We start from the raw sequence: 25,913 nt of genomic DNA on the forward strand, positions 1-25,913 counted from the left end.
ACAGTTAAAACTATACAGGTATGTTCAAAAAAATATTAATTGCCAACAGGGGTGAGATCGCTTTACGCGTTATTCGCACCTGTAGGGAAATGGGCATCAAGACCGTGGCGGTATATTCTACCGCCGATGCAGAGAGTCTCCATGTTCGCTTTGCCGATGAAGCCGTTTGTATTGGCCCACCTCCCAGCAACCTTTCTTACTTAAAGATCTCAAACATAATTGCAGCTGCCGAGATCACCAATGCAGATGCTATTCATCCCGGTTACGGATTTCTTTCTGAAAACGCCAAGTTTTCAAAGATCTGTGCAGAGCATGATATAAAATTCATTGGAGCCAGTCCCGAAATGATCGAAAAAATGGGAGATAAAGCTACCGCAAAAGCTACTATGAGAGCTGCGGGAGTTCCTTGTGTTCCCGGGTCTGAAGGGATACTGGAATCCTATGAGCAAGCCGAAAATATCGCTGCAGATATGGGATATCCCGTGATGCTGAAGGCCACTGCCGGTGGTGGTGGTAAGGGAATGCGTGCCGTTTGGAAAAAGGAAGATTTGAAAAAAGCCTGGGAATCTGCCCGGCAGGAAGCAGGTGCCGCCTTTGGAAATGATGGGATGTATATGGAAAAACTCATCGAGGAGCCAAGGCACATTGAGATTCAGGTAGTAGGAGACAGCTCCGGTAAAGCATGTCACCTTTCCGAAAGAGACTGTTCTGTGCAGCGCCGTCACCAAAAGCTTACCGAGGAAACGCCATCTCCATTTATGACCGATAAGCTGAGAAAGCAAATGGGAGATGCGGCCGTTAAAGCAGCCGAATACATCAAGTATGAAGGTGCTGGAACTGTTGAATTTCTGGTAGACAAGCACAGGAACTTCTACTTCATGGAAATGAACACCCGAATCCAGGTGGAGCATCCAATTACCGAACAGGTAATAGATTACGACCTTATAAGGGAACAAATACTAGTAGCGGCAGGAGTACCAATCTCCGGAAAGAATTATGAGCCACAACTGCATTCAATAGAATGCCGTATCAATGCCGAAGATCCATATAACAACTTTAGACCTTCTCCGGGGAAGATCACCAATCTTCATGCACCGGGTGGACACGGTGTGAGAATTGACACCCATGTTTACAGTGGATATGTGATTCCGCCAAACTACGATTCGATGATCGCCAAATTGATCACTACAGCACAAACCCGTGAGGAAGCTATAAGTAAAATGAAACGTGCATTGGATGAGTTTGTAATTGAAGGTATAAAAACTACCATCCCTTTCCACCGACAGTTAATGGATGAACCCGATTATGTTGCGGGTAATTACACCACAAAGTTCATGGAGTCATTTAAAATGAATCCAATAGAATAAATTTTTTTTAGATATCATATACCAGACCCCACAGGTTTTCAAAATCTGTGGGGTCTTTCTTTTGATATTGTCCTCGTTCTTCGTTCTTGGAGCGCAGCGGTCTTTTTTTATACCTTTAGATGCTTCTGAAACAAGTGTTTTCCAGAGGTGTAAAAAATGACATATTCATGAGCTTTTCTTATTGGGAGCAGGATTCCTGGTTCTCGAATATTGACTTCACCATAGTTGGTAGCGGTATCACCGGCCTCAATTGCGCACTGCACCTAAAAAGGAGGTTTCCTGAATCAAAGGTAGTTGTGCTGGAAAGAGGACTGTTACCCAATGGAGCCAGCACCAAGAATGCGGGATTTGCCTGCTTCGGAAGTTTAAGTGAAATTCTGGATGACCTGGAAAACCACTCTGAAGAAGAAGTGGTTGAATTGGTGAGAAAACGTATGCACGGCCTGGAGCTACTCAAAGATAACCTGGGTAGTAAGAATATTGACTTGCAGGTAAATGGAGGTTATGAGCTTTTCACGACTGCAGAGGAGGATTTGTACAATGCCTGTGTTTCAAAAATGGCAAAAGTAAATGATCTTCTAAATCCTATTTTTGGAGAGGATGTCTTCAGTATTACCGGGAACAAATTCAACTTCGGAAAGGTGCAGGAGAATTTGATCTACAACAAATTTGAAGGTCAGCTGGACACCGGTAAAATGATGTCTGCTTTACTTCAGAAAGTGCAGGCGGCTGGAGTAAGGATCTTGAATTCTGTAACCGTCAACGATTTTTCCGAAGAAAATGATTCCGTAGAAGTAGAGACAGAGCATTTGAGCTTTTATACAGCAAAATTAATCATTGCCACTAATGGCTTTGCCTCCCAGCTCGGTATTCCGGAAGTAAAGCCTGCCAGGGCACAGGTGCTGGTGACCGAACCAATACCTGATTTGCCTATCAAAGGTACTTTCCACATGGATAAAGGTTATTACTATTTTAGAAACATCAACAACAGGATCCTCCTGGGAGGTGGCCGCAATCTCAACCTGAAAGGTGAAGAAACAACTGAATTGGCTCTTACAGCCCTTATTCAACAGCGATTGGAAAGCCTTCTCAAAAATGTCATTTTACCCGACACTCCTTTTAAGATCGACAGACGCTGGAGCGGGATAATGGGGGTGGGCGAGCAGAAAAAACCCGTTATCAAGAAGGTATCCAAAAATGTCTTCTGCGGGGTTCGTCTCGGCGGAATGGGTGTGGCAATTGGCAGCCTCGTAGGGAAAGAACTGGCCGATCTAATAGAATAACTATGAAAAAATTTTTCAGATTTATACTAAAGCTGCTCCTGGGGTTATTCCTTTTTAGCCTGTTAATGGTTCTTGTGTATAAGTGGCTTCCCGTGCCTTTTACTCCGCTAATGGCAGTAAGATATTTTGAAAACCCCGACGAAGATATACGGCATGAGTGGGTTCCAATGGAAAAAATATCAAACAACCTTAAGGTGGCTGTAATAGCAAGTGAAGATCAAAATTTCCCGAATCATAATGGATTTGACTACGAAGCCATTAAGAAAGCGATGGAGGAAAATAAGAAGGGTAAAAGGCTAAGAGGAGCAAGCACCATCTCCCAGCAAACTGCCAAAAATGTATTTCTTTGGCCGCAGCGTAGTTGGTTTAGAAAAGGACTTGAGGTCTACTTTACCTTCTTAATAGAGTTGTTTTGGAGCAAAGAACGAATTCTTGAAGTGTATCTCAATAGTATTGAAATGGGCAAAGGGATCTATGGGGCAGAGGCTGCTGCCAGGGTGTGGTTCGGGAAATCGGCAGAGAATCTCACTGCCTATGAAGCCGCAGCTATTGCTGCTATTCTTCCTAATCCAAGGCAGTACAACGCTAAACCGGCCAGCAGTTATATCCAGGGGAGACAAGGATGGATCGTGAGACAAATGAGGAATTTGGGACCAATAAAGCTGGACTGATGAGTGCAGGAACAAAACAGAAACTTTTAGACGCCTGTGAAGCTTATGTAGAGAAAAAGCTTCAAACAGTTCAGACGGCCATAGATGATCTTCAAGCTGCCCTAAAGCTGGAAACGAAATGCTCTATGGGGGATAAATACGAAACGGGAAGGGCAATGCTCCACCTGGAATTTGAGAAGCTGGCCGGGCAGCATGAGGAATTTCAAAAGCTGCGAAAAACTCTCCGTATGATCCCGCCTGGCCGAATAGATGCTAATGCCGGTTTTGGTAGTGGAGTTCGAACTTCAATGGCCAATTATTTTATCGCCATTCCTGCCGGAGAGTTTATTATAGAAGGAGAAAAATTCTATAGTATTGGGGCAACAGCGCCAATAGCTAAAAATCTCACAGGAAGATCAACCGGTGACACCATTCACTTTAATGACAGGAAAATAGAAATTCTGGAGATATTCTAAATTACCTTATCCTTTTTTCGAGTATCTCCGGGTTGAAATTGAGGTGGAGAGATTTGCCTATTTTCTGAGCTACCGGACCTTCAAGGAAAATAATTTGATTCTCCATTTCCACTTCGATCAAAAAGTGACTGCCTTTAAAAAAACTATTTCTGACTATAGCTATGTGTCTGCCGGAATCTGTAATCTGGATCTCGTGAGGATAGAGGATCACCTTTTTTCGAGAGGGCACATCTTTAAAAAAAAGTGTTGCAGGCAACTCATTGACCTCGCCAAAAAGAGAAGCAATGTAGGCATTTTTTGGATCATTGTAAAGTTCTCCGGGTTTACCCATAGCGATTAATCTACCGCCCTTCATAACAATAGTTTTATCGGCATAAGAAAGTGCATCTGTACTATCATGCGTAGCAATGAGCACGGTAACACCATTTTGCTTAAGGTGGCTAAAAAGATTTCTTCTTAGTTTATTTTTCCGGAAGTGGTCGATATGACTAAAGGGTTCATCCAGGAGCAGGACTTCGGGAGGTTTGGCCAAGGTTCTTGCCAGAGCGACGCGTTGTTGCTGGCCTCCACTAAGAAATTTTGCTTTCACCTTCGAAAGCTCCCTCATTTCTACCAGGTCTAGCAGTTCATTCACCCTTTGTAATTTTTTGCGGGGATAAGCATTAGACAGGTACTTGCCAACATTTTCGGCCACGCTTAATGGTGGCATGAGATCAAAATCCTGTGTGAGGTACTTCATGAAATCTTCTCCGGGAACAATATTGAAATTTGGTCCCAGGAGTTGCTCTTCATTCCAAAAGATCTTTCCGTCTACGTGATGTAATCCATAAATAGATTGAAGAAGCGTGCTTTTTCCACAGCCACTTGCGCCAATTATAGAAATGATCTCACCTTTTTCAATACCAAAGCTAAGGTTCTTTAAAACCGGTTTTTCTCCATAGGCAAAAGAAAGGTTTTTAACCTTTAACATAAGCTAATTATTGAATTGTAAATTTACGGCTTTAATAGAAAAAAGCCTTCGTAGGAAGGCTTTTTAAAGAGGTGTAAATTATAAAGTTTATGTTACTCTACATTATTTGGAAGACTCTTAAATCCCATGTTGTAAAGCGTAAAACCAAAGATGTCTGCATACTGTTCTATAGTCTTACTTACCGGAGTGCCTGCACCATGGCCTGCATTGGTTTCTATCCTTATTAAAACCGGCTCATCTCCCGCCTGTTTTTTCTGAAGCTCGGCAGCAAATTTAAAGGAATGAGCAGGAACTACGCGATCATCGTGATCCCCTGTGGTGATGAGGGTCGCAGGATATTCTACTCCGCTTTCTACATTATGAACCGGAGAATATCCTTTCAGGTAGTTGAACATCGCCTCACTTTGCTCGGCAGTACCATAGTCATAAGCCCATCCTGCCCCTGCAGTAAAGGTATGGTAACGAAGCATATCAAGAACTCCTACAGCCGGCAAAGCCACTTTCATTAGATCAGGACGCTGAGTCATGGTAGCCCCTACCAAAAGGCCTCCATTTGACCCCCCTCGAATAGCTAAATAATCTCTTGAAGTATAGTTGTTGTCGATAAGGTATTCTGCGGCAGCAATAAAGTCATCAAAAACATTCTGCTTCTGCATTTTTGTTCCTGCATCGTGCCATTCTTTGCCGTACTCTCCACCTCCCCGAAGGTTTGGAACAGCATAAACTCCGCCTTGCTCCATCCATACTGCATTGGCGATGCTGAAGGAAGGGGTAAGGCTCACATTGAATCCCCCGTAACCATAAAGGATAGTAGGATTCTTACCATTCATTTTGGCACCTTTTTTATAGGTAATGATCATTGGGATCTTTGTGCCATCTTTGGAAGTATAAAAAACCTGCTCACTAGTGTAATTATCCGGATTGAAATTTACATCGGGGCGGTTGTATAGTTCTGAAGTTCCGCTTTCAACATTATACTTATAGATGCTACCGGGGGTTACATAATTTGTGTAGCTGTAATACAGATCCTTTTCATCTTTTTCTCCGCCGAAGCCACCAACAGTTCCTATACCGGGAAGGTCTACTTCTCTTACCAGCTTACCTTCGTAATCATACTGCTTCACGTTAGAAACTGCATCCTGCATGTATTCAGCAAAGATGTACCCACCTCCGGTTGAAGGGCTAAGTACATTTTCAGTTTCAGGAATAAGATCTACCCAATTTTCCGGAGTTGGATTGGCAGCATCTACAGTTACGATCTTTCTGTTTGGAGCATCGAGGTTTGTCACTATGAACAATTTGCTACCACGGTTATCAATAACATAGCTTTCATTTCGCTCATGGCCCACTATGGTGTCAATAGTAGGATTGTCTTTTGTCAAGTCCATCATGAATAGCTTTCCACCCGATGTAGACGTGTTAGCCGAAATAAACAGGTAACGGTTATCTTCTGATACATTGCCACCTACATAGCGATGTTTTTGCTCAGGCGTGGCTCCAAAGACCACCTTGTCCTGGCTCTGGGGAGTGCCTAACTTGTGGTAATAGAGTTTATGCTGATCTGTTTTGGCTGAAAGCTCACTTCCTTCAGGTTTATCATAGCTTGAATAGTAGAAACCTTCGTTACCTTTCCATGAGATTCCGCTGAACTTCACATCGATCAAAGTATCTTCTTTTATCTCCCGGGTTTCAGCATCCATGATGATCACTTTTCTCCAGTCGCTTCCGCCTTCAGAAATACTATAGGCAAGAGTTTTTCCGTCTTCAGAAAAGCTCATCCCGGCAAGGGAAGTAGTTCCATCTTCACTGAATTTGTTCGGATCAAGAAAAACCTCTGGTTCTGCGTCTTCAGTTTTCTTGCGATAGATCACACTTTGGTTTTGTAGACCATCATTTTTACTGAAGTATATCCAGCCTCCTTCTTCATTAGGAGCGCTCAGTTTTTCATAGTTCCAAAGCTCGGTAAGTCTTTTTTTGAGCTCATCTCTAAACGGGATCTGGTTGAGATATGCAAATGTGACTGCATTTTGCGCCTTTACCCAGGCTTCGGTCTCTGCGCTGCGGTCATCTTCGAGCCAGCGGTAAGGATCTTTAACTTCAGTTCCAAAATAGGTGTCTACGGTGTTACCTTTACGTGTTTGAGGATATTCCAAAGCTGTAGATGGGGTTTGAGGTGTTGGGGGAACGGGTGGTTCCTGTTGTTGTGTGCCGCCACAGGAAGCCAGTGCTCCGGCAGCAAGTACTGTAAATATTGTTTTTTTCATATCTCAGGTTTTAAGAACGGTCCTAAAATTAAAGAAATTCCTGACAACTTTAATAAGAAAGGCTGCACTTGAAGGTGCAGCCTTAAAAAAGGTTCCAAAAATGACATTTTTGGCACTTAATATTTTTTCACCTTTAAACCTTTAAGCACCTATCGAAATATGCTTCCGAAGGTGAGAAGGGAGCAAATTGATAAGATCAAAATACTAACTACGATCAAATTTCTTTGATGCTTTTGAGTCAGGAGTAAATAAAAACCGAGGACCAAAAATACGATCTGGGCCAGGAGAAATGGAATTGTAAGTAGTTCTCCAAAAAAGCCGATAAGGAAATGATCCAGTTCATAATGGTCTACCAGGAACAGAGTGAGGAAATAGGCGCTTATGATCAAGGTTGCTATCAACAATTTTGATGCATTGAGCAAATTTTCCACCTTCATTCTGTTCAGGTTAGGTTTTAATTTATACCAACTTCTGTTCTACCAGATATTCTGCAATTTGAATGGCGTTAGTAGCTGCCCCTTTTCTAAGGTTATCGGCAACGATCCACATGTTAAGGGAATTAGGCTGAGAAAAATCGCGTCTTATACGACCTACAAAAACGTCATCTTTTCCTTCAGCATAAATAGGCATAGGATAAGTTTTAACGTCGGTATTATCCTGCACCGTCACTCCCGGAAAATCATTTAATAAACTTCTTACTTCGTTAATTTCGAAATCTTCTTTAAAAGTGACATTTACAGACTCACTATGCCCACCAACAACCGGAATCCTTATTGCCGTAGCCGTTACGTGAACGCTGTCATCTTTTAAGATCTTCTTGGTCTCTTTAGTAAGTTTCATCTCCTCTTTAGTGTAACCGTTATCTTCAAAAACGTCACACTGCGGAATAGCGTTTCTGTGAATGGGATAAGGATACGCCATTTCCCCCTGTTCTCCTTTGTATTCGTTCTCTAGTTGCTGAACGGCTTTCACTCCGGTTCCTGTAATGGATTGGTAAGTTGAAACCACGACTCGCTGAACTCCATATTTCTTGTGGAGTGGAGCAAGAGCCAATACCATTTGTATAGTCGAACAGTTAGGATTAGCAATGATCTTGTCTTCTTTTGTTAGTTCTGAAGCATTTATCTCGGGAACCACAAGTTTCTTTTCGGGATGCATTCTCCAGGCCGAAGAGTTGTCGATCACTGTTGTTCCTACTTCGGCAAACTTAGGCGCCCACTCCAGAGAAGTTTCACCTCCTGCCGAAAATAGGGCGATATCGGGACGTTGTGCTACGGCCTCCTCAAGACCTATGACTTTATATTCCTTATTATTAAAGGTGATCTTATTGCCCACAGATCTTTCTGAAGCCACCGGTAGTAATTCGGTCACAGGAAAATTTCTTTCTGCAAGTACTTTTAACATCACCTGTCCCACCATTCCGGTGGCACCTACAACTGCTATTTTCATATTATATTCTTTAAATTTAATACCTCTCCAAAATGTCATTTTTGGAAGGAAATTTCCGGGAAAATTAATTCCTTATAATTTTGAGTGCAAAGGTATTGTACTCTTAGAGAACTAACTCGATGCCGGAAGGAAAATTGTGTAGTAACAACATTTTTATAACCACTTTTCACAAATTGTTAAAATGGAGAATTCAAAAAAGACCCCCGCTTTTGGCGGGGGTTTGAGGTTAGGATATGTAGCGTAGCGGTTACTACGTGTCTTTTTATCTATTTCTCCAAATATAAAGCTTTAAAATGGTTCATTCGTGAGCCATTAAATGACACCTTCCATATTTCCTCTTTAGGGATGAGACCTTTTTGAAATAATCTTGTGCAAGCCAGGTGCGGTAAATAAAAACATAGCCGGCCAGAAAGGCTAGAGCTATAGTGGAATCCAGTTGCTCCCAAAATAACATAAGGAGAACAAGCGGCGCAACAAGACTAAAATAATAGATTAGAATATTCTTCAAGTTAAGCCGTACCGGAATTCTGCTTTTTAAGCTCGTCTCTTATTTCGGTCAGTAATTGTTCTTGTGAAGGGCCTTTGGGCTCTGTTACTTTCGGCGCTTCCTTCTTTGTTTTGGTTCTTTCATATGCTCTTAGGACAAGGAAGATAAAAAATGCTACTATAATAAAATAGATAATAGCCTGGATCACATTGCCATAAGTGATTACGGCAGCTTCGGCTTCTTTTGCTGCGTCCAGAGTTTCGTATTCATTACCGTCAAGCGAAATAAACTTCTGAGAGAAATCAACTCCGCCGGTAATCACGCCTATCAGCGGCATAATGATATCGGCAACTACAGAAGATACGATCTTGTTAAAAGCAGCTCCTACAACTACTGCTGTAGCCAGAGCGATAATGTCACCTTTCATGAGAAAGGCCTTAAAATCTTTGAAAAAAGACATAATTTAGTTGGTTAGGGTTCGAGTAAATGTAAAAATTAATTTTCGATTAATACTCTTTTTACTCTTTGCGAGATCCCGGTTATCAATTCATAGGAAATAGTATTTCCTTTTGCAGCGAATTCCGTTGCATGTTGAGGTCCTCCAAAAACAATGACTTCATCTCCCTCATCACATTCAATACCTGTAATGTCTACCATGATCATATCCATACACACGTTTCCAATAATGGGAGCATACTTTCCATTGATCATTACTCCTGCACGACCATTTCCATATTGCCTGTTGATCCCGTCGGCATGGCCTATGGGCAGAGTGGCGGTTTTGGTAGTTTTTTCTGCAGTAAAAGCACGATTATAACCCAAAGTCTCACCTTTTTCCATAATGTGGATTTGAGAGACTATTGTTTTTAAAGTACCAATTGGTTTAAGCTTTTGATCTTCGGGTGCATCATTTCCGAAGCCATACAATCCAATTCCCGATCGCACCATATCAAAATGCGCCTTTGGATAATTAATAATTCCCGAGGTATTGCAAATGTGTAGCATAGGCCGGTATCCCAACTCGTCATAAAGCTTTAAAGCTATTCTTCTGAAGGTGTGGATCTGCTCCAGTGTGAACTCTCTTTCCCTCCAGTCTTCACTTGCTGCCAAATGCGAAAAGAAGGACCTGGCTTTAACTGCTGTTGTACCTTTTAACAGATCTCTGACTACCGGAGTTTCTTTTTCTGAAAAACCAAGCCTGTTTAGGCCCGTATTGAACTTCAGGTGGATCGGATAATCCTTCAGTTTATCCTTTTCCGCAGTCTTTATGAATTCCTCCAGAACAAATTTACTGTAGAGACTGGGCTCCAGGCAATTCTCAATAATAGCTTCAAAGTTGGCCGACTGTGGGTGAAGTACTAAAATTGGAGTCTCAATACCTGCTTGTCGAAGAGCGATCCCTTCCGAAGTATAGGCTACCGCAAAGTAGTCGGCACCCAGTTCAACCAGTTTCTTAGCGATCCCTTTGACATCACTTCCGTAGCCAAAAGCCTTGACCACAGCCATGAATTTGACATCTTTATCTATTTTGGATCTTATGTAATCGTAGTTGTGCGCTAAGGCATTGAGGTCAATCTCAAGTAAGGTCTCCCTGGCTTTCGGCATGTTCACTTCTTTTAGTATCTCTTAATTCTTCAGGGTCTCTTACCTCGAAATTTCTTAGTTTTTCCTTTAACCGGGCTTTGTAGAAAGCTCCCCGGCTAAGGGGTTCATACTCCTCGGTCTCGCCCAGCATCACGAGATCTTCATTTGAGGTCTTGCGATAACTGTATTGAGCAAGATTTCCTGTGCGGGTGCAAATAGCATGAACTTTTGTCACATATTCGGCAGTTGCCATGAGATTAGGCATGGGGCCAAAAGGATTTCCCTTGAAATCCATGTCGAGACCGGCGACTATAACCCTTACACCTCTGTTCGCGAGATCGTTGCATACAGAGACTATTTCCTGATCGAAGAATTGAGCTTCGTCAATTCCCACCACATCACAGTCATCTGCCAGCAACCTTATATTGGCGGCAGCAGGTACAGGGGTAGACCTAATCTCATTGGAGTCATGGGAAACTACCATTTCCTCATTATAGCGGGTATCTATGGCCGGTTTAAAAATTTCGACCTTTTGTTTGGCAAATTTGGCACGCTTGAGTCTGCGTATAAGCTCTTCGGTCTTTCCCGAGAACATCGAACCGCATATAACTTCAATCCACCCAAATTGCTCCTTATGATTTACTGTATTTTCGAGAAACATTTTGTATTTTTCAAGACCCAAAAAGCAGATGTCGCTTTTGATAAAGGTGACACAAATTTATTAAAAATACAACCGCAATTAGTTTGCAAGTATGAAAGTTATGAAAAAGCAGTTGAAAGAAGATTTAGTGGCTTTGGCCGAAAAAATTACTCTTTTAAAAGATCAGGAACAGGTTTCTACAGGAGAGTTGAAGGAGTTGGCTAAAGGGTTGTACGAAAAACTTACCATTTACAATTTTACCGAATCCGGTCTTTATACTGCCGCGGAAAAGAGGGAGCGGGAAGTAGTGAAAACTGCTCAAAAAGTGGAAGCACCAAAGGAAAAGAAGCAGGAGGAGAAAGCACCTGCCAAAAGGCATGAACCTGTAAAACAGGAAGCAACTGCTCCCGAACCGGATGAATACAACCCTACCGGCCTTGAGTACAATGATTCTGAAGAGATCACCGAACCTAACACAGAAAAGATCAAGGATATCGTGGCCCAGATGCCACCCGAATCTCAGCAGATAGATGATCTCTTTGCCCATATAGAATCGGGCAATTACAAGAAAAATGACATGAAGGATATTGGAGGTGTGCACTACGACAACCTTCCGCAATTCGAACCCGTAACCCGTTCAGGTTCTTCTCAGGACAAACCACGTTCTCTCAACGACCGACTCAAAAAAGGCATCAACATTGGTCTTAATGATAGAATGGCCTTTGTAAAGCACCTTTTTGAGGGGAGTACATCAGACTACAACCGGGTGTTGTCCCAGCTCAACACCATCAAATCAAAAGAGGAAGCTTTCAATTTCGTTTCCAATATGGTAAAACCCGACTATAATAATTGGGAGGGCAAGGAAGAGTACGAAAGCAGGTTCCTTGCTATTGTTGAGAAGAAATTCGATTAGACAAAATTCATGGCAAAACTTTATCTGGTGCCAACTCCCATTGGGAACCTGGAAGATATCACCTTCCGGGCTATTCGGGTTCTAAAGGAGGTTGATCTTATTTTAGCTGAAGATACCCGTAACAGCGGGAAACTCCTGAAGCATTTCGATATTGATACCCATATGCAGAGCCATCACATGCACAACGAGCACAAGACGGTGGAAGGTATTGTGAGGCAAATTCAAAATGGAAAGAACGTAGCTTTGATCAGTGATGCCGGCACGCCGGCCATCAGTGACCCCGGATTTCTACTCACCCGGGCCTGTGTGGAAGCCGGAATAGAGGTGGATTGCCTTCCCGGGGCAACAGCTTTTGTCCCTGCACTTGTAAACAGCGGACTTCCAAATGATAAATTCGTTTTTGAAGGATTTCTTCCGGTAAAGAAGGGAAGACAGACCCGCCTGGAGTTACTGGCGCAGGAAACCCGTACAATGATCCTCTATGAATCCCCACATAAACTGCTTAAGACATTGGCTCAAATTGCCGAATACTTTGGAGAAGATCGTCAGGTCTCAGTTTCCAGGGAAATCACTAAACTACATGAAGAGACTGTAAGAGGTACTGCAGCTGAGGTTCTGGCCCATTATGAGAAAAAGCCTCCAAAAGGGGAAATTGTAGTTATAGTTGCCGGAAAATAGAATTATTCTGTGACTGTGATCTTTAGGGTGGTAATGGTTTGAGCATAGATCTCAGCTCCATTTGAATCTTCTCTTTTAATTTTGACGATAACTGTTCCTTTAAATCCTGCTTCCGGAGTATAGACATAAAATACCCCTTCATCTTTGATCTGGATTTCACTCACTTTAAACTGTTCTGCTTGCTCATGTATACTAAAGCCTCCTTCAATAGGAATGCCGGTGGATAACAGGAACTCCAGACTGTTAGAGTTAGATATGGTAAAGCTTTCCTCAGCTCTTTCCGTTTTTATGGAATCGGAGTTACAGGCCAGAGTAAATGTGGAAAGTACGAGAAGTATAAATTTTAATTTCATGTCGATGTTGTTTCAGCCAATGTACTCAAAAATTAAAGAGCTTTAAAAAGATCATTTTTGGAACATCAGGAGAGAGAATTTTCTTCAATTCTTCAATTACGGAATTCTGTAGGAGGATAATTTCTGGTAACAATATGTATTTTTGAAAAAAAATTATGCGCTGGACCCTCAAACCAAAACCCGATTCTCAAGTTGTAGACCATCTTGCTGCAGTACTGGGGGTAGAAAAGCCAATAGCTTCCCTTTTAGCTCAGCGGGGGATCACAACTTTCGAAGCGGCAAAGAAATTTTTTAGGCCCAGTTTGGAAGATCTTCACGATCCATACCTTATGAAAGATATGGATGTCGCAATAGAGCGAATTGAACAGGCGCTTCAAAAAGGAGAAAATATTATGGTCTTCGGGGATTATGATGTTGATGGAACTACGAGTGTAGCACTGGTCTCTTCATATCTAAAAAAGATCTATCCCAATGTTGCCACTTATATTCCCGATAGGTATGAAGAAGGTTACGGAGTTTCATATAAGGGAATTGACTTTGCTGCAGATAATGATATCAGCCTCATTATTGCCCTTGACTGCGGAATTAAAGCTATAGATAAAGTGGCCTATGCTTCAGAAAAAGGCATCGACTTTATCATTTGCGACCATCACAGGCCGGGTGCTGAAATTCCTTCTGCAGTTGCAGTGCTGGACCCTAAAAGACAGGATTGTGAGTATCCTTATAAGGAGCTCTGTGGTTGTGGTGTTGGATTTAAATTGCTGCAAGCCTTGAATGAAAAACGAGGAGAATCCTTTGATTTGCTCATTCCGTACCTTGACCTGGTTGCAACAGCTATTGGGGCAGATATCGTTCCTGTGACCGGTGAGAATCGTATTCTTGCCTATCACGGTCTTCAGGTTATAAATGCGGCTCCCCGGGCAGGGTTTTCGGCGATTCTCGAACAGGTGAAAAAGGATCATCTAACTTTAACCGATGTCGTTTTCATTATCGCACCTAGGATCAATGCTGCCGGAAGGATGAAGCACGGCCTGCATGCCGTTAACCTGCTTACGGAAGAAAATATGGCACAGGCGAGAATTTTTGCTGCCGAAATAGAAGAATACAACAAAAACCGCAGGGATACAGATAAGATTATTACCGAAGAGGCGCTGGCTCAAATTGAAGAGCTCAATGAGCAGGAAAGGAAGACCACCGTGGTTTACAGGGAGACTTGGCACAAAGGTGTTATAGGCATTGTGGCGTCAAGACTCACCGAAACCTACTACCGCCCAACTCTTGTTTTTACAAGAAGCGGTGAAAAACTGGCGGCCTCTGCACGCTCTGTACGCGGTTTTGATGTATATGATGCCCTCGAAGGGTGCAGTGAATTCATTGAGCAGTTTGGAGGTCATAAATACGCAGCAGGATTGACCCTGCTCTCTGAACAATACGAGAACTTTAAAAGGAAGTTTGAGGAGGTGGTTTCTTCGACCATAGATCCACACCTGCTCATTCCTGAGGTACAAATAGATGCTGAAATAGATCTTAAGGATATTACCCCGAAATTCCATAGGATCCTGAAGCAGTTTGCTCCTTTTGGACCCGGAAACATGTCACCCGTATTTATGACCCGAAATCTCAAAGATACCGGTTATGCCCGTTGTGTTGGTGGAGATGACAGGCACCTTAAGGCCCGGCTATTCCAGAAAGAAAACAACCGTAGTTTTGATGCTATTGGTTTTGATCTTGGTAAGAAGTGCGACCTGGTAGCTAAAGGTAAAACCGTTAAGGCTGCATATTGCATTGAGGAAAATGAATTCCAGGGGAATGTCAGCCTTCAATTAAAGCTGAAGGATCTGGAAGTCAATTAATTATCCATTGATCTTGTTGCTGAATTCTTACAGTTGCAATAGCTCACTTGCTCTTCAACAATTTTCCCTGTAGTTGGTCTAAAAAAGTTTCTGGTAATGAGATGTTTATCTACTTTAGTAAAGCCATAACATAAGTAGGTTAAGTTCATGGTAGATTTGGGGCAAAAAAAGGTGGAGCTTTCCACCTTTTTTTATGCCTGTTATTTTCTGAACATAAAAAAAGCTGCCGGAATTACCGGCAGCTCTGGACATAGTTTATAACCTAAATTTTAGGTCTATTTTATTTATGTTGTGCGTATCTTTTAGACACTTCTTCCCAATTAATTACATTAAAGAAGGCTTCAATGTAAGCAGGACGTTGGTTTTGATATTTTAGATAATAGGCATGTTCCCATACATCCATGCCAAGAATAGGATATCCGCCGCACCCAATTCCAGGCATCAACGGGTTATCTTGATTTGCAGAAGAACAAACCTCAAGCTTTCCGCCTTCCTGCACACATAACCAGGCCCATCCTGAACCGAATTGTGTAGCACCCGCCTTAGAGAACTCATCTTTAAAAGCATCAAATGATCCAAAATCCCTGTCTATTGCAGAAGCAAGGTCACCTTCGGGCTTTCCACCGCCGTTAGGCCCCATGATTTCCCAGAAAAGGTTGTGGTTAAAGTATCCGCCACCATTGTTGCGTACAGCTTTGTTCTCCATATCCAGGTTAGTAAGTATGTTCTCAATATTCTTACCTTCCATATCTGTACCCTTAACAGCATCATTCAATTTACTGGTATAACCAGCGTGATGCTTGTCGTGGTGGATCTCCATTGTTCTTGCGTCAATGTGAGGCTCCAGTGCATCAAATCCGTATTTTAGTTTTGGTAACTCAAAAGCCATAGTTTTATCTTTTTTACGTTATTATTCAGTCAACCTCAAAATTATGGATAAACGCATTTAATTGAAATTATAAAATGTTATAAAATCCTTAAACCTTTGGCTGAAATTTGCTTAATAATGAAGAATAAAAAATGGAAATCTCAACTCCTTGAAAATAATTTAATTAAAAGAGGCTTATCGGCAGCTTCTCTGGAGATTCGGGATGCATTTATTACATTAGTGGAAAAAATTTGGAGCAGCAAAATTCCTTTAAGATCTATAACGCTTCGGCAGGCTCGGGAAAGACCTATACTCTTGTTAAAGAATACCTAATACTGTTACTGGGTTCTCCACGGCGGGATGCGTATAAAAATATTCTCGCCATTACTTTTACCAACAAAGCTGTAGGAGAACTAAAGTCCCGAATTATCGAGAACCTTCATTCCCTTTCAAAAACAGACCTTTCTCCTAAAGAGCGAGCTCTATTGGAGGATCTCTCTGCAAGCCTGCAAATGCCAGAAAGCTCTATACAGGCTAAGAGTAGGGGGCTTTTAAAGCATATCATCCATAACTATGCATCTTTTGAGGTGTCCACTATTGACGGTTTTACTCACAGAGTACTGCGAACTTTTGCCAGGGATCTAGGGCTTCCCCTCAACTTTGAGGTGGAACTCCGAATAGATGAGGTTCTTAATGAGGCAGTGGACAGGTTGATAAGCAAAGCCGGAAAAGATAAAGCCCTCACTAAGGTTTTGGTCAGTTTTGTGCTCTCAAAGACAGATGATGATAAGAGCTGGGACATAGCCCGGGATCTTTTTGCTATTGCGAAATTGCTCACGCAGGAAACCAGTCAAAGGTTTCTTGACATTTTAAAGGCAAGCGATATAAGCGATTTTAAGAATCTGGCTGAGGAGATTAAAAAACAGCGGCAGGATCTTGAAGGGGAGGTCATTAAGCTGACAAACGAATTTTTCAGTTTGCTCGAGAAAAACGATCTGGATAATAGCTGCTTCAGTGGCGCATACTGCCCAAAATTTTTCCTGAAGCTTCAAAAAGGGGATTTTAATGTAAAATTTTCTGCAGGCTGGCAATTAAATCTGGCAGATAAACCTCTGTACTCAAAATCTGTAGCTGCAGATAAGAGGGATATCCTTGATCAACTTCAGCCGCAAATAGTTGAGCTTTATGAGCAGGTAAAAAGAGGGATCACGAAAATTCAATTTTTGGAGGCAGTAGAAAAGAACCTTGTTCCTCTTTCTTTGCTTAGTGCCATTCAGTCTCAGATAGAAGAGATAAAGGCCGAAAATTCCATGGTCCTGATCTCCGAGTTCAATGCTACGATTGGGAAAGCGGTAAAAGATCAACCGGCGCCATTCATTTATGAGAGGCTCGGAGATCGCTACAGGCATTATTTTATTGATGAATTTCAGGATACTTCTAAGCTGCAGTGGGAAAATCTAATTCCCCTGGTGGATAATACCCTTTCGGGAGGGCATCCCGAAGGGGAATTTGGAAGTCTTACCCTGGTGGGAGATGCTAAACAATCAATATATAGATGGAGAGGTGGTAAGGCAGAACAATTTATGGAGCTGTGCCAAAAAAGGCATCCTTTCAGTATTGAAGATGTAGAAATGTTGGTGCTGCCTAGAAATTACCGGAGTGCCAAAACGATAGTTAATTTCAACAATTCCTTTTTTAGGTTCGCTTCAGATTTCTTTTTAAATGAGACGCATCAGGATCTGTTTCTAAAGAGTAGTCAAGAGACGGTGAGCGATAAAGAGGGCTATGTCAACATCTCCTTTATAGAAGCCGAAAATGCTTCCGAAGAAATGGAAGTATATCCACAAAGGGTTCTGGAGATCATTGGGGAGGTGCAAGAAAGAGGTTTGCCGCTTTCGGGCATTTGCATTCTTACCCGCACCCGAAGAGAGAGTATTGCTGTAGCCAATCATCTTAGTGAGAACTCCGTTGCGGTAATTTCTGCTGAAAGTCTACTCCTTGCCCGTTCGCCTAAAGTGCAATTCATAATTGCAGTTTTACAGTATTGTCTAGATCCCGGTGATAAGACCCTGAGGTTTGAAATTCTGGATCACCTCCTTAACAGCGGACTGGAGGTCAAAAATGAATTCGAGTTCCTTATGGCTACTATTGAGCTGGAGGGAGAGCAGTTTTTCCGGGCTTTGAAAAATTATGGAATTTCTTTTTCTACGGAAAAGGCAACCTCAGTTTCAGTATATGAAGCTGTTGAATATATAATAAGAGCATTTTCCCTTAAAGCAAACTCGGATGCCTATTTGCAATTTTTCCTGGATTTTGTCTATGAGGTTTCCAACAAGGAAGGATCTGGATTTTTTGCATTTTTGGAACAGTGGGAGAGAAAGAAGGATGAGCTGAGTATTGTAGTGCCTCAGGGAGAGGATGCGGTCCAGATCATGACAATTCATAAAGCGAAGGGACTGGAGTTTCCGGTAGTCATATATCCTTTTGCCAATAGTTCGCTGAATGATACCGCCAGGGAAAATTTATGGGTAGATCTACCCGAAGATCTCGACACAAATATTGGTATCGCCTATTTACGGGCAGCCGAAAAAATGAGGGAATGGGAAGGTGAGGCGCCGGAGCTTTATCATGAATTGTGCTGTAACAGTCAGCTAGACGCTCTAAACGTACTTTATGTTGCCATGACCCGCCCCGAGCAGCAATTGTATGTGGTGTCCAAGATGGAGCTGGATAAAAAAGGCAATGAGAATACGAACCGGTTTTCAGGTCTATTGATCTCCTATCTCCGATCTATTGGAAAATGGGATGGCAGCAATGAATACCACTTTGGCGATCCTCAGGAAAGATGGGGGCTGGAGAAAACTGCGACAAACTCTCTCCTGCAGGAGAACTTCTTTTCCTCTCCCACAGAAAGCAATGGCATATCCTTTATTACCAGATCTGGACTCCTGTGGAATTCAAGACAAAAAGAAGCAATTGAAAAAGGTCAACTTATCCATGACCTTTTCGCTGAGATCAATACCGAAGCCGATGTGGAGAGGGTGCTCAAAAATGCTGAAAATGAAGGTCTTTTTACTTCCGAAGAAAAAGACGAACTAAAAGATTCAATTAGAAAAGTGACGGAACACCCTCATTTAAATCAATTTTTTAAGGAGGGAGTGGTGAATTTTAATGAAAGGGAGATGATCTCTGAAGATGGTTTTCTTTTGCGGCCAGACCGCCTGAATTTTTCAGGGAACTTTGTAAGTATCATTGACTATAAAACTGGTGCTTCGAGTAATGCACATCGTGAGCAAATAAGCGAGTACGGAAGACAACTTGAAAAAATGGAATACCAGTTAGATAAAAAGATCCTGGTATACATAAACGATGACATTGAGGTAATTTATGTTTAAAAGAATGTAATTTTGTAAAAAATCACAAGATATGTACGGAGAAATGAAAGAATACCTGGAAAAGGAAATAGAAAACATTAAAGAAGAAGGCTTATATAAAAAAGAGCGGATAATCACTTCACCACAGGGAGCAGAGATCACTCTTGAAGGTGGAAAGAAGGTGTTAAATTTTTGTGCCAACAATTACCTCGGTCTTTCGTCTCACCCCCAAGTCATCCAGGCAGCAAAAGACACATTAGATTCCCATGGGTTTGGGATGTCCAGCGTGAGATTTATTTGTGGTACCCAGAATATCCACAAGGAGCTGGAGCGCAAGATCGCTGATTTTTACGGTATGGAAGATACCATCCTCTATGCAGCAGCTTTTGATGCAAACGGCGGAGTTTTTGAACCACTTTTGACTGCTGAAGATGCTATCATATCAGATTCTCTCAATCATGCCTCCATCATTGACGGGGTTAGGTTGTGTAAGGCAGCACGCTATCGTTATGAGAACGGGAACATGGATGACCTGGAGCAACAGCTTAAAGCAGCAAATGAAAAAGGAGCGCGTTTTAAAATTATAGTCACAGACGGAGTTTTCTCCATGGATGGATTGGTAGCACCGCTGGATAAGATCTGTGACCTGGCCGACCAATATGATGCTCTTGTGATGATCGATGAATGTCATGCCACAGGATTTATAGGACAGGACGGTATTGGTACTCTGGAAGAAAAAGGAGTTTTGGGACGTATCGATATCATCACCGGAACTCTTGGTAAAGCCCTTGGGGGGGCAATGGGTGGCTACACAGTGGCCAAAAAAGAAATTATAGATATACTTCGCCAAAGGTCCAGACCTTATCTTTTCTCAAATTCCTTAGCCCCCGCAATAGTGGGAGCTTCGATCAAGGTCTTTGATATGTTGGCCAATGATGATACCCTTAGAAAAAAGGTGAAGGAGAACACCAGGTACTTCAAAAAGGGAATTAAAGATGCAGGTTTTGAGATTATTGATGGGGAAGCAGCCATTGTTCCTGTGATGCTGTATGACGCAAAACTATCTCAGGATATGGCCGACAGGCTTCTGGAAGAAGGGATTTACGTAATTGGATTCTTTTATCCGGTAGTGCCAAAGGGTAAGGCGAGGATTAGAGTTCAGCTTTCAGCAGCGCATACTAAAGATCAGCTTGATAAGGCTATTGCAGCCTTTACAAAGGTTGGAAAGGAACTTAATATCATTAAATAAGAAAAAGTTCTTAACAGAAGTAAAGCCTTTCCTACAGGAAAGGCTTTACTTTTTTCCCATTTTTGAAAGGCAAACAAAAGCGGACCTCTTGCTCCTGTAATTACTTCCTAATCAGAAAAATGCACATTTACAAACCTTAAAGATTTATTAAATTTTTGAGATATTTTCAAGAAAATATGCTTTAAAAACCCTTTGAAGCACCGCTATTCACGGTTCAATTAAGAAAACTTTATTAAATTAAGCTTTGTTAATATTGATTATCAGTCTACTTTTGTTTCTACTAACTAATTAAAATTAAACTCTTCAATATGAAACAACTAAGCACTTTTTTACTGGCTTCACTTTTCATCCTGAGCTTTAGCAGTGTGCAGGCGCAGGACGACAATAATCCCTGGGCCGTAGGCATAGGAATTAATGCGGTGGACTTTTACCCTACAGGAGAAGATGCTCCCTTAGGTGGATATTTTGATGAATTTTTCAACACAGGTGATCACTGGAACGTACTTGCAGGTCTTTCCAGAATATCAGTTGCGCGAAACATTGGAGCCGGATTCTATTTTGAAGGAGCTGGTTCTATTAACCAGATCAATAAATTTGGAGATGAAGGTCGTGAAGACCTAATGTATTATGGTTTAGATGGTACTTTTAACTACAGCTTCCGCAATGATGCGAACGCAGGATGGCTGGATCCTATCATTGGTGTCGGGGGTGGATATACCTGGCTTGATGATGAAGGTTTTGCAACCTTAGATGGAACAGTAGGTTTGAATTTCTGGTTTTCAGATAACATAGCCTTTTCAGTTCAAACCATATATAAGCATGGATTTGAAGATGATATGATGAACTCCCACTTCCAGCATGCAGCAGGAATTAAGTTTGCATTTGGTGGAAAAGATACAGATGGTGATGGTATCTATGACAAAGATGACGAATGTCCTGAAGTTGCCGGTCTTGAGCAATTCAACGGTTGTCCAGATTCAGACGGAGACGGAATTGAAGATAGAATGGATGAGTGTCCTAATGAGGCTGGTCTAGCCCAATATAATGGATGTCCAGATACAGACGGTGACGGTGTTCCAGATCCTAAGGATGAATGTCCTACTGTAGCTGGTCTTGCTGAAATGAACGGTTGCCCAGATGCAGATGGTGACGGCATTAGAGACAGCGAGGATGAATGTCCAAACGAAGCTGGTCCAAAAGAGAATAACGGTTGCCCATGGCAAGATATGGACAATGACGGAGTTCTTGACAAAGACGACGAATGTCCTGAAGTAGCAGGAACTGCTGCAAATAATGGATGTCCTGAGCCAACTGTAGAAGTGATCGAGGAATTGAACGAATATTCAAGAACAATCCTTTTTGATCTTAATAAAGCTACGATCCGTCAGGAATCTAAGGAAACCCTTGATGCGATTGCACAAATCATGGAGGAATATCCACAGACAATCTTTCACCTTGGAGGTCATACAGATAGTACAGGTAGTGAATCATATAACATGAAGCTTTCAAGAGAAAGAGCAGAATCTGTAAGAGAAGCTCTTGTGGAAAGAGGTATTTCTCAAAACCGTCTTACTGCAGAAGGTTATGGAGAAAATAATCCAATTGCCACAAACCAGACTGCTAAAGGTAGACAGGAAAACAGAAGAGTGGAAATTTCTCTTGACAAAGAAAGAGAAATGAAACCAACAGCTGTTGAGGATACTACAGACATGTAACCCAGAATAAATAAAGTGATAAAAACGCCTCGGTTTGACCGGGGCGTTTTTTATTTTTAGGGCATGACTACATTTATTGAACAGGTGCTTAGGGAGATAATATCACAGAAGAAGGATATTTCTAAAGCTACCTTTATTTTACCAAGCAAGAGGGCGGGAGCTTACCTGCTTCACCAGCTTTCACAACTCTCTTCTACCCCGTTATTTGCTCCCCGTATCTTGAGTATTGAAAACTTTGCTGAAGAAGTGGCAAGATTGAAGTCAATTGACAACGTGACTTCCTTATTCGAATTTTATTCAGCTTACCTGGCCTGTACTCCAAAAGAGAATCAGGAGAACTTCGAGACTTTCTCCACCTGGGCACAAACTCTTTTGTACGACTTTAATGAAATAGATCGCTACCTCATTGACTATAAATCCTTTTTTGGATATCTGGGAGACATTCAGGAAATGAATCACTGGTATCTTCAGGAAGAGAGAACTCCGTTGATGGAGAACTATCTGCTCTTCTGGAACAAGCTCCCCGAATACTATGAAAAACTACACAGGCAGCTTGAGAAGAAGGATCTCGCTTACCAGGGAATGGTGTATAGAAGAGCTTCTGAAAAAATTGCTGAATATGCCGATGTTGCACCTGGGCCGTTCTACTTTATTGGTTTCAATGCACTAAACAACTCCGAACAGAATATTTTCCAGACGTTGCTTGCCTCAGGAAAGGCTGAAGTATTTTGGGATGTAGACGATGCTTTTTTAAGAGATGAACAGCACGACGTTTCCATTTTTCTTCGGAATTATTTGAAAACATGGCCTCACTATCAAAACAATGAATTTAAATTGATTTCCAAATCTTATGACAGCCCAAAAGAAATTAGAGCGGTAGGAGTTCCAAAGAACATAGGTCAGGCAAAATATGTGGGGGAGCTGCTTTCCAAATCATCTCCGGAAGAGTTAAAACAAACAGCTGTTGTCCTTGGCGATGAAAGCCTTTTGTTACCTGTCTTGAATTCCCTGCCGCCAAATGTGGATGAGGTGAATATTACCATGGGTTTTGCGTTACAGAATGCCCCGGTAGCTTTTCTTTTCGAGCACCTGCTCAAGCTGCATAGTACACCGGGAGAAGAATCCAGGTACTATAAGGATATCATGCTGGTGTTAAGCCATCCCTTAATACAGCAGGTTACGACCGGCTACTCGCGGAGACTACTTGAACAAATACGAAGGGAAAACCTCGTTTACCTAACCCGGGAGGAAATATTTGCTTCCTTACCCCAGGAATTTCATAAGCTGTTTGAGATCTGTTTCGGGAGCTGGAACAATGATCCTAAAAAAGCTCTAAATGAACTAAAGGAACTGGTAATGCTTTTAAAGGAAAGACTGGACGTAGAGCAGGACAAGCTTACTTTGGAATTTCTCTATCAATTGAATTTGCTCCTCAATCAGCTTTCAAATCTGCTGGAGAAGTACCCTTATATCAGTTCCGTTAAGATCCTGTCCTCCATCTTTAAAGATCTTCTGTCTTCAAAAACAGTGGACTTCCGTGGAAAACCTTTTTCAGGATTGCAGCTTATGGGGATGCTCGAGTCCCGGGTGCTGGATTTTAAAAATGTCATTTTAACCTCTGTAAATGAGGGAGTACTTCCGGCAGGGAAAAGCAGTAATTCTTTTATTCCCTTTGACCTGAAATGCGCCTATAAATTGCCTACTTACAAGGAAAAGGATGCCGTTTATACCTATCACTTTTATCATTTACTTCAGCGGGCAGAGCAGGTTCATTTGCTCTACAATACTGAAACTGACGGATTAAATGCGGGTGAGAAAAGCCGCTTTTTACTTCAGCTTGAATTAGAAGCACAAAAGAATCATACTCTGGAAAAATTTAATGTTAGTCCGTTGGTACCTGCTATTCCCGTACAGCTTAAAAGCATTCCAAAATCTCCCGGAGTAATGGAAAAGATCAAACAAAGGGCAGCCGAAGGATTTTCCCCCTCGGCTCTTACCACTTATATTAGAAATCCGCTGGACTTCTATAAGCAATACGTTCTTGGTCTTAAGGAACGGGAAGAAGTGGAAGAAACGGTGGCTTATAATACTTTAGGGAGTGTGGTCCATGATACGCTGGAGACGTTTTATAAGGAGTGGCTACAGGAAGAGGTGACGGTAGAGAAACTGGAGCAGGCTTTAAAGGCGAAAAATGCAGAGATCGAAAAGCAGTTTAGAGAGCATTATACTAAAGCTCCCCTGGACAGCGGAAAAAACCTGCTCATTTTTGAAGTGGCAAGGAGGTACGTTCGAAATTTTCTTCGATCAGAAATTGAAGAAGTCAAGACCGGGAATGCAATAAGGGTGCTCAAAATAGAAGAAAAGTTAAAGAGTCTTTTGCCTGTTGATGAGCTTGATTTTCCCGTATATTTAAAAGGGACTGTGGACCGGGTGGATGAGTTCAACGGGAAAATGCGCATCATAGATTACAAGACCGGCAGGGTAGAACAGTCAAAGGTTGAGGTGGTAGAGTGGGAAGAGATCACTTCAGACTACGACAGGTATAGCAAACCTTTTCAGATCCTTACTTACGCTCTAATGATGAATGAACAAAATCCTTTGCCTGAAACCGCTGAAGCAGGAATTATTTCTTTCAAGAATCTTAAAGAAGGGTTTCTGAAGTTTTGCAAAAAAGATAAGGCTGGTCGTGGGGCTGATAAGGATACAGACATAACTTTAGAAACCCTGGAGGCGTTCAAAATTCAGCTCAAAAACCTTATTTTAGAGATCTGTGATCCCAACACTCCTTTTGTAGAGAAGGAAATAAAACAAAACACATGGTAGTTAAAAAAGAAAAGAATATAAGCCTTCGAGGTCTCCACGGCCGCCCCATTCCTACAGATGTTTTCTATACTGAAGAAGGTGAAAATAAGCCCATATTGTTGTTTTGTCACGGTTACAAAGGCTTCAAAGACTGGGGCGCGTGGAATTTAATGGCTGAAGAATTCGCCAAAAACGGCTTTTTATTTATAAAATTCAATTTCGCTTTCAACGGCGGTACTCTTGAAGAACCCATAGATTTTCCCGATCTGGATGCATTTGGAGAGAACACTTACACCAAGGAACTTGACGATCTTAAGGTTCTAATAGACTGGATAAGCAGCGAAGAATTTCCGTATTCCAAATTATCCGATCTCTCCCGCTTTACACTGATGGGACACTCGCGAGGCGGCGGAATTGTGGTGATAAAAGCTGCTGAAGACGAGCGGATTCAGAAATTGATCTCCCTTGCTGCAGTAAGTGATTTCGGCGACAGGTTTCCCAAGGGAGAAGAGCTGGAAGCCTGGAGACAAAAAGGTATTTCATACATAGAGAATGCCCGGACAAAACAGAAAATGCCGCACCTGTTCGATTTCTATGAGGACTTCAAGCAAAATGAAGAACGGCTTACAATTTCCAGGTCTGCTCAAAAACTGAACATCCCTTACCTAATCGTTCACGGCACCAATGATCCTACTGTTGATGTTGAGAATGCCCATGAACTTGATGAATGGGCAAGCCAGTCGGAGTTATTCTTACTTGAAGGCAGTGACCACGTATTTGAAGCTTCTCATCCCTGGGAACAGAAGGAGCTACCACCGGCCATGGAAAAGATCATCAAAAAAGCTACAGAATTCATTAAAAGATGATCTCTTGAAAATGTCATTTTTGACACCTTTAATTTAGATCTCATAGGTCTCCAAGGCCTGTGAGGTCTGTTC

The 25,913-nt window shown here is 42.0% G+C and carries 22 protein-coding genes; 12 read left to right on the top strand and 10 right to left on the bottom strand.

The features are described from left to right. Positions 1 to 20 precede the first annotated feature (20 nt). From accC to ACXYMT_RS02625, 4 genes are all read left to right on the top strand, one after another. The gene (gene accC, locus ACXYMT_RS02610; protein ID WP_459057529.1) at positions 21 to 1,367 is read left to right on the top strand and encodes an acetyl-CoA carboxylase biotin carboxylase subunit; all 1,347 of its coding nucleotides are present in this window, start codon (positions 21 to 23) and stop codon (positions 1,365 to 1,367) included. Between the two features lie 167 nt (positions 1,368 to 1,534). Next, on the top strand, positions 1,535 to 2,650 hold the full coding sequence (locus ACXYMT_RS02615) for an NAD(P)/FAD-dependent oxidoreductase (RefSeq protein WP_459057530.1): 1,116 nt from the start codon (positions 1,535 to 1,537) through the stop codon (positions 2,648 to 2,650). 2 nt (positions 2,651 to 2,652) lie between these two features. After that, the gene (gene mtgA / locus ACXYMT_RS02620; RefSeq protein WP_459057531.1) at positions 2,653 to 3,321 is read left to right on the top strand and encodes a monofunctional biosynthetic peptidoglycan transglycosylase; all 669 of its coding nucleotides are present in this window, start codon (positions 2,653 to 2,655) and stop codon (positions 3,319 to 3,321) included. Continuing rightward, positions 3,321 to 3,776 (top strand): hypothetical protein, encoded by a 456-nt coding sequence (locus ACXYMT_RS02625; protein WP_459057532.1) that lies wholly within the window; start codon positions 3,321 to 3,323, stop codon positions 3,774 to 3,776. Before mtgA ends, ACXYMT_RS02625 begins: the two co-directional genes overlap by 1 nt. 1 nt (position 3,777) lies before the next feature. Here the strand turns inward: ACXYMT_RS02625 and ACXYMT_RS02630 are convergent, their stop codons facing one another. From ACXYMT_RS02630 to ACXYMT_RS02665, 8 genes are all read right to left on the bottom strand, one after another. Further along, a complete protein-coding gene (locus ACXYMT_RS02630) occupies positions 3,778 to 4,746 on the bottom strand; it encodes an ABC transporter ATP-binding protein (protein ID WP_459057533.1) in 969 nt (322 codons plus the stop codon). Positions 4,747 to 4,838: 92 nt separating this feature from the next. After that, positions 4,839 to 7,010, bottom strand: a complete 2,172-nt coding sequence (locus tag ACXYMT_RS02635) for a prolyl oligopeptidase family serine peptidase (RefSeq protein ID WP_459057534.1) — start codon at positions 7,008 to 7,010, stop codon at positions 4,839 to 4,841. A 149-nt stretch (positions 7,011 to 7,159) separates the two neighbouring features. Next, on the bottom strand, positions 7,160 to 7,447 hold the full coding sequence (locus ACXYMT_RS02640; RefSeq protein WP_459057535.1) for a hypothetical protein: 288 nt from the start codon (positions 7,445 to 7,447) through the stop codon (positions 7,160 to 7,162). A 22-nt stretch (positions 7,448 to 7,469) separates the two neighbouring features. Continuing rightward, positions 7,470 to 8,459, bottom strand: a complete 990-nt coding sequence (locus tag ACXYMT_RS02645; protein ID WP_459057536.1) for an aspartate-semialdehyde dehydrogenase — start codon at positions 8,457 to 8,459, stop codon at positions 7,470 to 7,472. Positions 8,460 to 8,757: 298 nt separating this feature from the next. Further along, the gene (locus ACXYMT_RS02650; RefSeq protein ID WP_459057537.1) at positions 8,758 to 8,967 is read right to left on the bottom strand and encodes a hypothetical protein; all 210 of its coding nucleotides are present in this window, start codon (positions 8,965 to 8,967) and stop codon (positions 8,758 to 8,760) included. A gap of 1 nt (position 8,968) precedes the next feature. Beyond that, positions 8,969 to 9,406 (bottom strand): large-conductance mechanosensitive channel protein MscL, encoded by a 438-nt coding sequence (gene mscL, locus ACXYMT_RS02655; RefSeq protein ID WP_459057538.1) that lies wholly within the window; start codon positions 9,404 to 9,406, stop codon positions 8,969 to 8,971. Between the two features lie 35 nt (positions 9,407 to 9,441). Continuing rightward, positions 9,442 to 10,551, bottom strand: coding sequence for an alanine racemase (gene alr, locus ACXYMT_RS02660; protein ID WP_459057539.1), 1,110 nt, complete (start codon positions 10,549 to 10,551; stop codon positions 9,442 to 9,444). Continuing rightward, entirely contained in the window at positions 10,523 to 11,191 is a 669-nt protein-coding gene (locus ACXYMT_RS02665; RefSeq protein ID WP_459057540.1) for a thymidine kinase, read from the bottom strand. The genes alr and ACXYMT_RS02665 overlap by 29 nt, the downstream gene beginning before the upstream one ends. Positions 11,192 to 11,291: 100 nt before the next feature. Between ACXYMT_RS02665 and ACXYMT_RS02670 the strand changes: the two genes are divergently transcribed. Further along, the gene (locus tag ACXYMT_RS02670) at positions 11,292 to 12,083 is read left to right on the top strand and encodes a hypothetical protein (RefSeq protein WP_459057541.1); all 792 of its coding nucleotides are present in this window, start codon (positions 11,292 to 11,294) and stop codon (positions 12,081 to 12,083) included. Between the two features lie 9 nt (positions 12,084 to 12,092). Continuing rightward, complete coding sequence (gene rsmI / locus ACXYMT_RS02675; protein WP_459057542.1) at positions 12,093 to 12,761, top strand: 16S rRNA (cytidine(1402)-2'-O)-methyltransferase; 669 nt, start codon at positions 12,093 to 12,095, stop codon at positions 12,759 to 12,761. Between the two features lie 2 nt (positions 12,762 to 12,763). Here rsmI and ACXYMT_RS02680 read toward each other — a convergent pair whose 3' ends face one another. Then, complete coding sequence (locus ACXYMT_RS02680) at positions 12,764 to 13,114, bottom strand: hypothetical protein (RefSeq protein ID WP_459057543.1); 351 nt, start codon at positions 13,112 to 13,114, stop codon at positions 12,764 to 12,766. A gap of 155 nt (positions 13,115 to 13,269) precedes the next feature. On the opposite strand from ACXYMT_RS02680, the gene recJ reads away from it, so the two are divergent. Further along, positions 13,270 to 14,967: a single-stranded-DNA-specific exonuclease RecJ gene (recJ, locus tag ACXYMT_RS02685; RefSeq protein ID WP_459057544.1), complete on the top strand. Its 1,698-nt coding sequence runs from the start codon at positions 13,270 to 13,272 to the stop codon at positions 14,965 to 14,967. Between the two features lie 280 nt (positions 14,968 to 15,247). On the opposite strand, the gene ACXYMT_RS02690 is transcribed toward recJ, so the two are convergent. After that, complete coding sequence (locus tag ACXYMT_RS02690) at positions 15,248 to 15,856, bottom strand: superoxide dismutase (RefSeq protein ID WP_459057545.1); 609 nt, start codon at positions 15,854 to 15,856, stop codon at positions 15,248 to 15,250. A gap of 230 nt (positions 15,857 to 16,086) precedes the next feature. On the opposite strand from ACXYMT_RS02690, the gene ACXYMT_RS02695 reads away from it, so the two are divergent. The 5 genes from ACXYMT_RS02695 (at position 16,087) to ACXYMT_RS02715 (ending at position 25,841) form a co-directional block, all read left to right on the top strand. Next, complete coding sequence (locus ACXYMT_RS02695; protein WP_459057546.1) at positions 16,087 to 19,230, top strand: UvrD-helicase domain-containing protein; 3,144 nt, start codon at positions 16,087 to 16,089, stop codon at positions 19,228 to 19,230. Positions 19,231 to 19,261: 31 nt separating this feature from the next. Beyond that, entirely contained in the window at positions 19,262 to 20,458 is a 1,197-nt protein-coding gene (gene kbl, locus ACXYMT_RS02700; RefSeq protein ID WP_459057547.1) for a glycine C-acetyltransferase, read from the top strand. Positions 20,459 to 20,766: 308 nt separating this feature from the next. Beyond that, positions 20,767 to 22,173: an OmpA family protein gene (locus tag ACXYMT_RS02705; RefSeq protein WP_459057548.1), complete on the top strand. Its 1,407-nt coding sequence runs from the start codon at positions 20,767 to 20,769 to the stop codon at positions 22,171 to 22,173. Positions 22,174 to 22,236: 63 nt separating this feature from the next. Further along, positions 22,237 to 24,996: a PD-(D/E)XK nuclease family protein gene (locus ACXYMT_RS02710; RefSeq protein WP_459057549.1), complete on the top strand. Its 2,760-nt coding sequence runs from the start codon at positions 22,237 to 22,239 to the stop codon at positions 24,994 to 24,996. Next, the gene (locus tag ACXYMT_RS02715) at positions 24,990 to 25,841 is read left to right on the top strand and encodes an alpha/beta hydrolase family protein (protein ID WP_459057550.1); all 852 of its coding nucleotides are present in this window, start codon (positions 24,990 to 24,992) and stop codon (positions 25,839 to 25,841) included. Before ACXYMT_RS02710 ends, ACXYMT_RS02715 begins: the two co-directional genes overlap by 7 nt. The last annotated feature ends 72 nt before the right edge of the window (positions 25,842 to 25,913 follow it).

This window comes from Salinimicrobium sp. CAU 1759, from assembly GCF_054482715.1.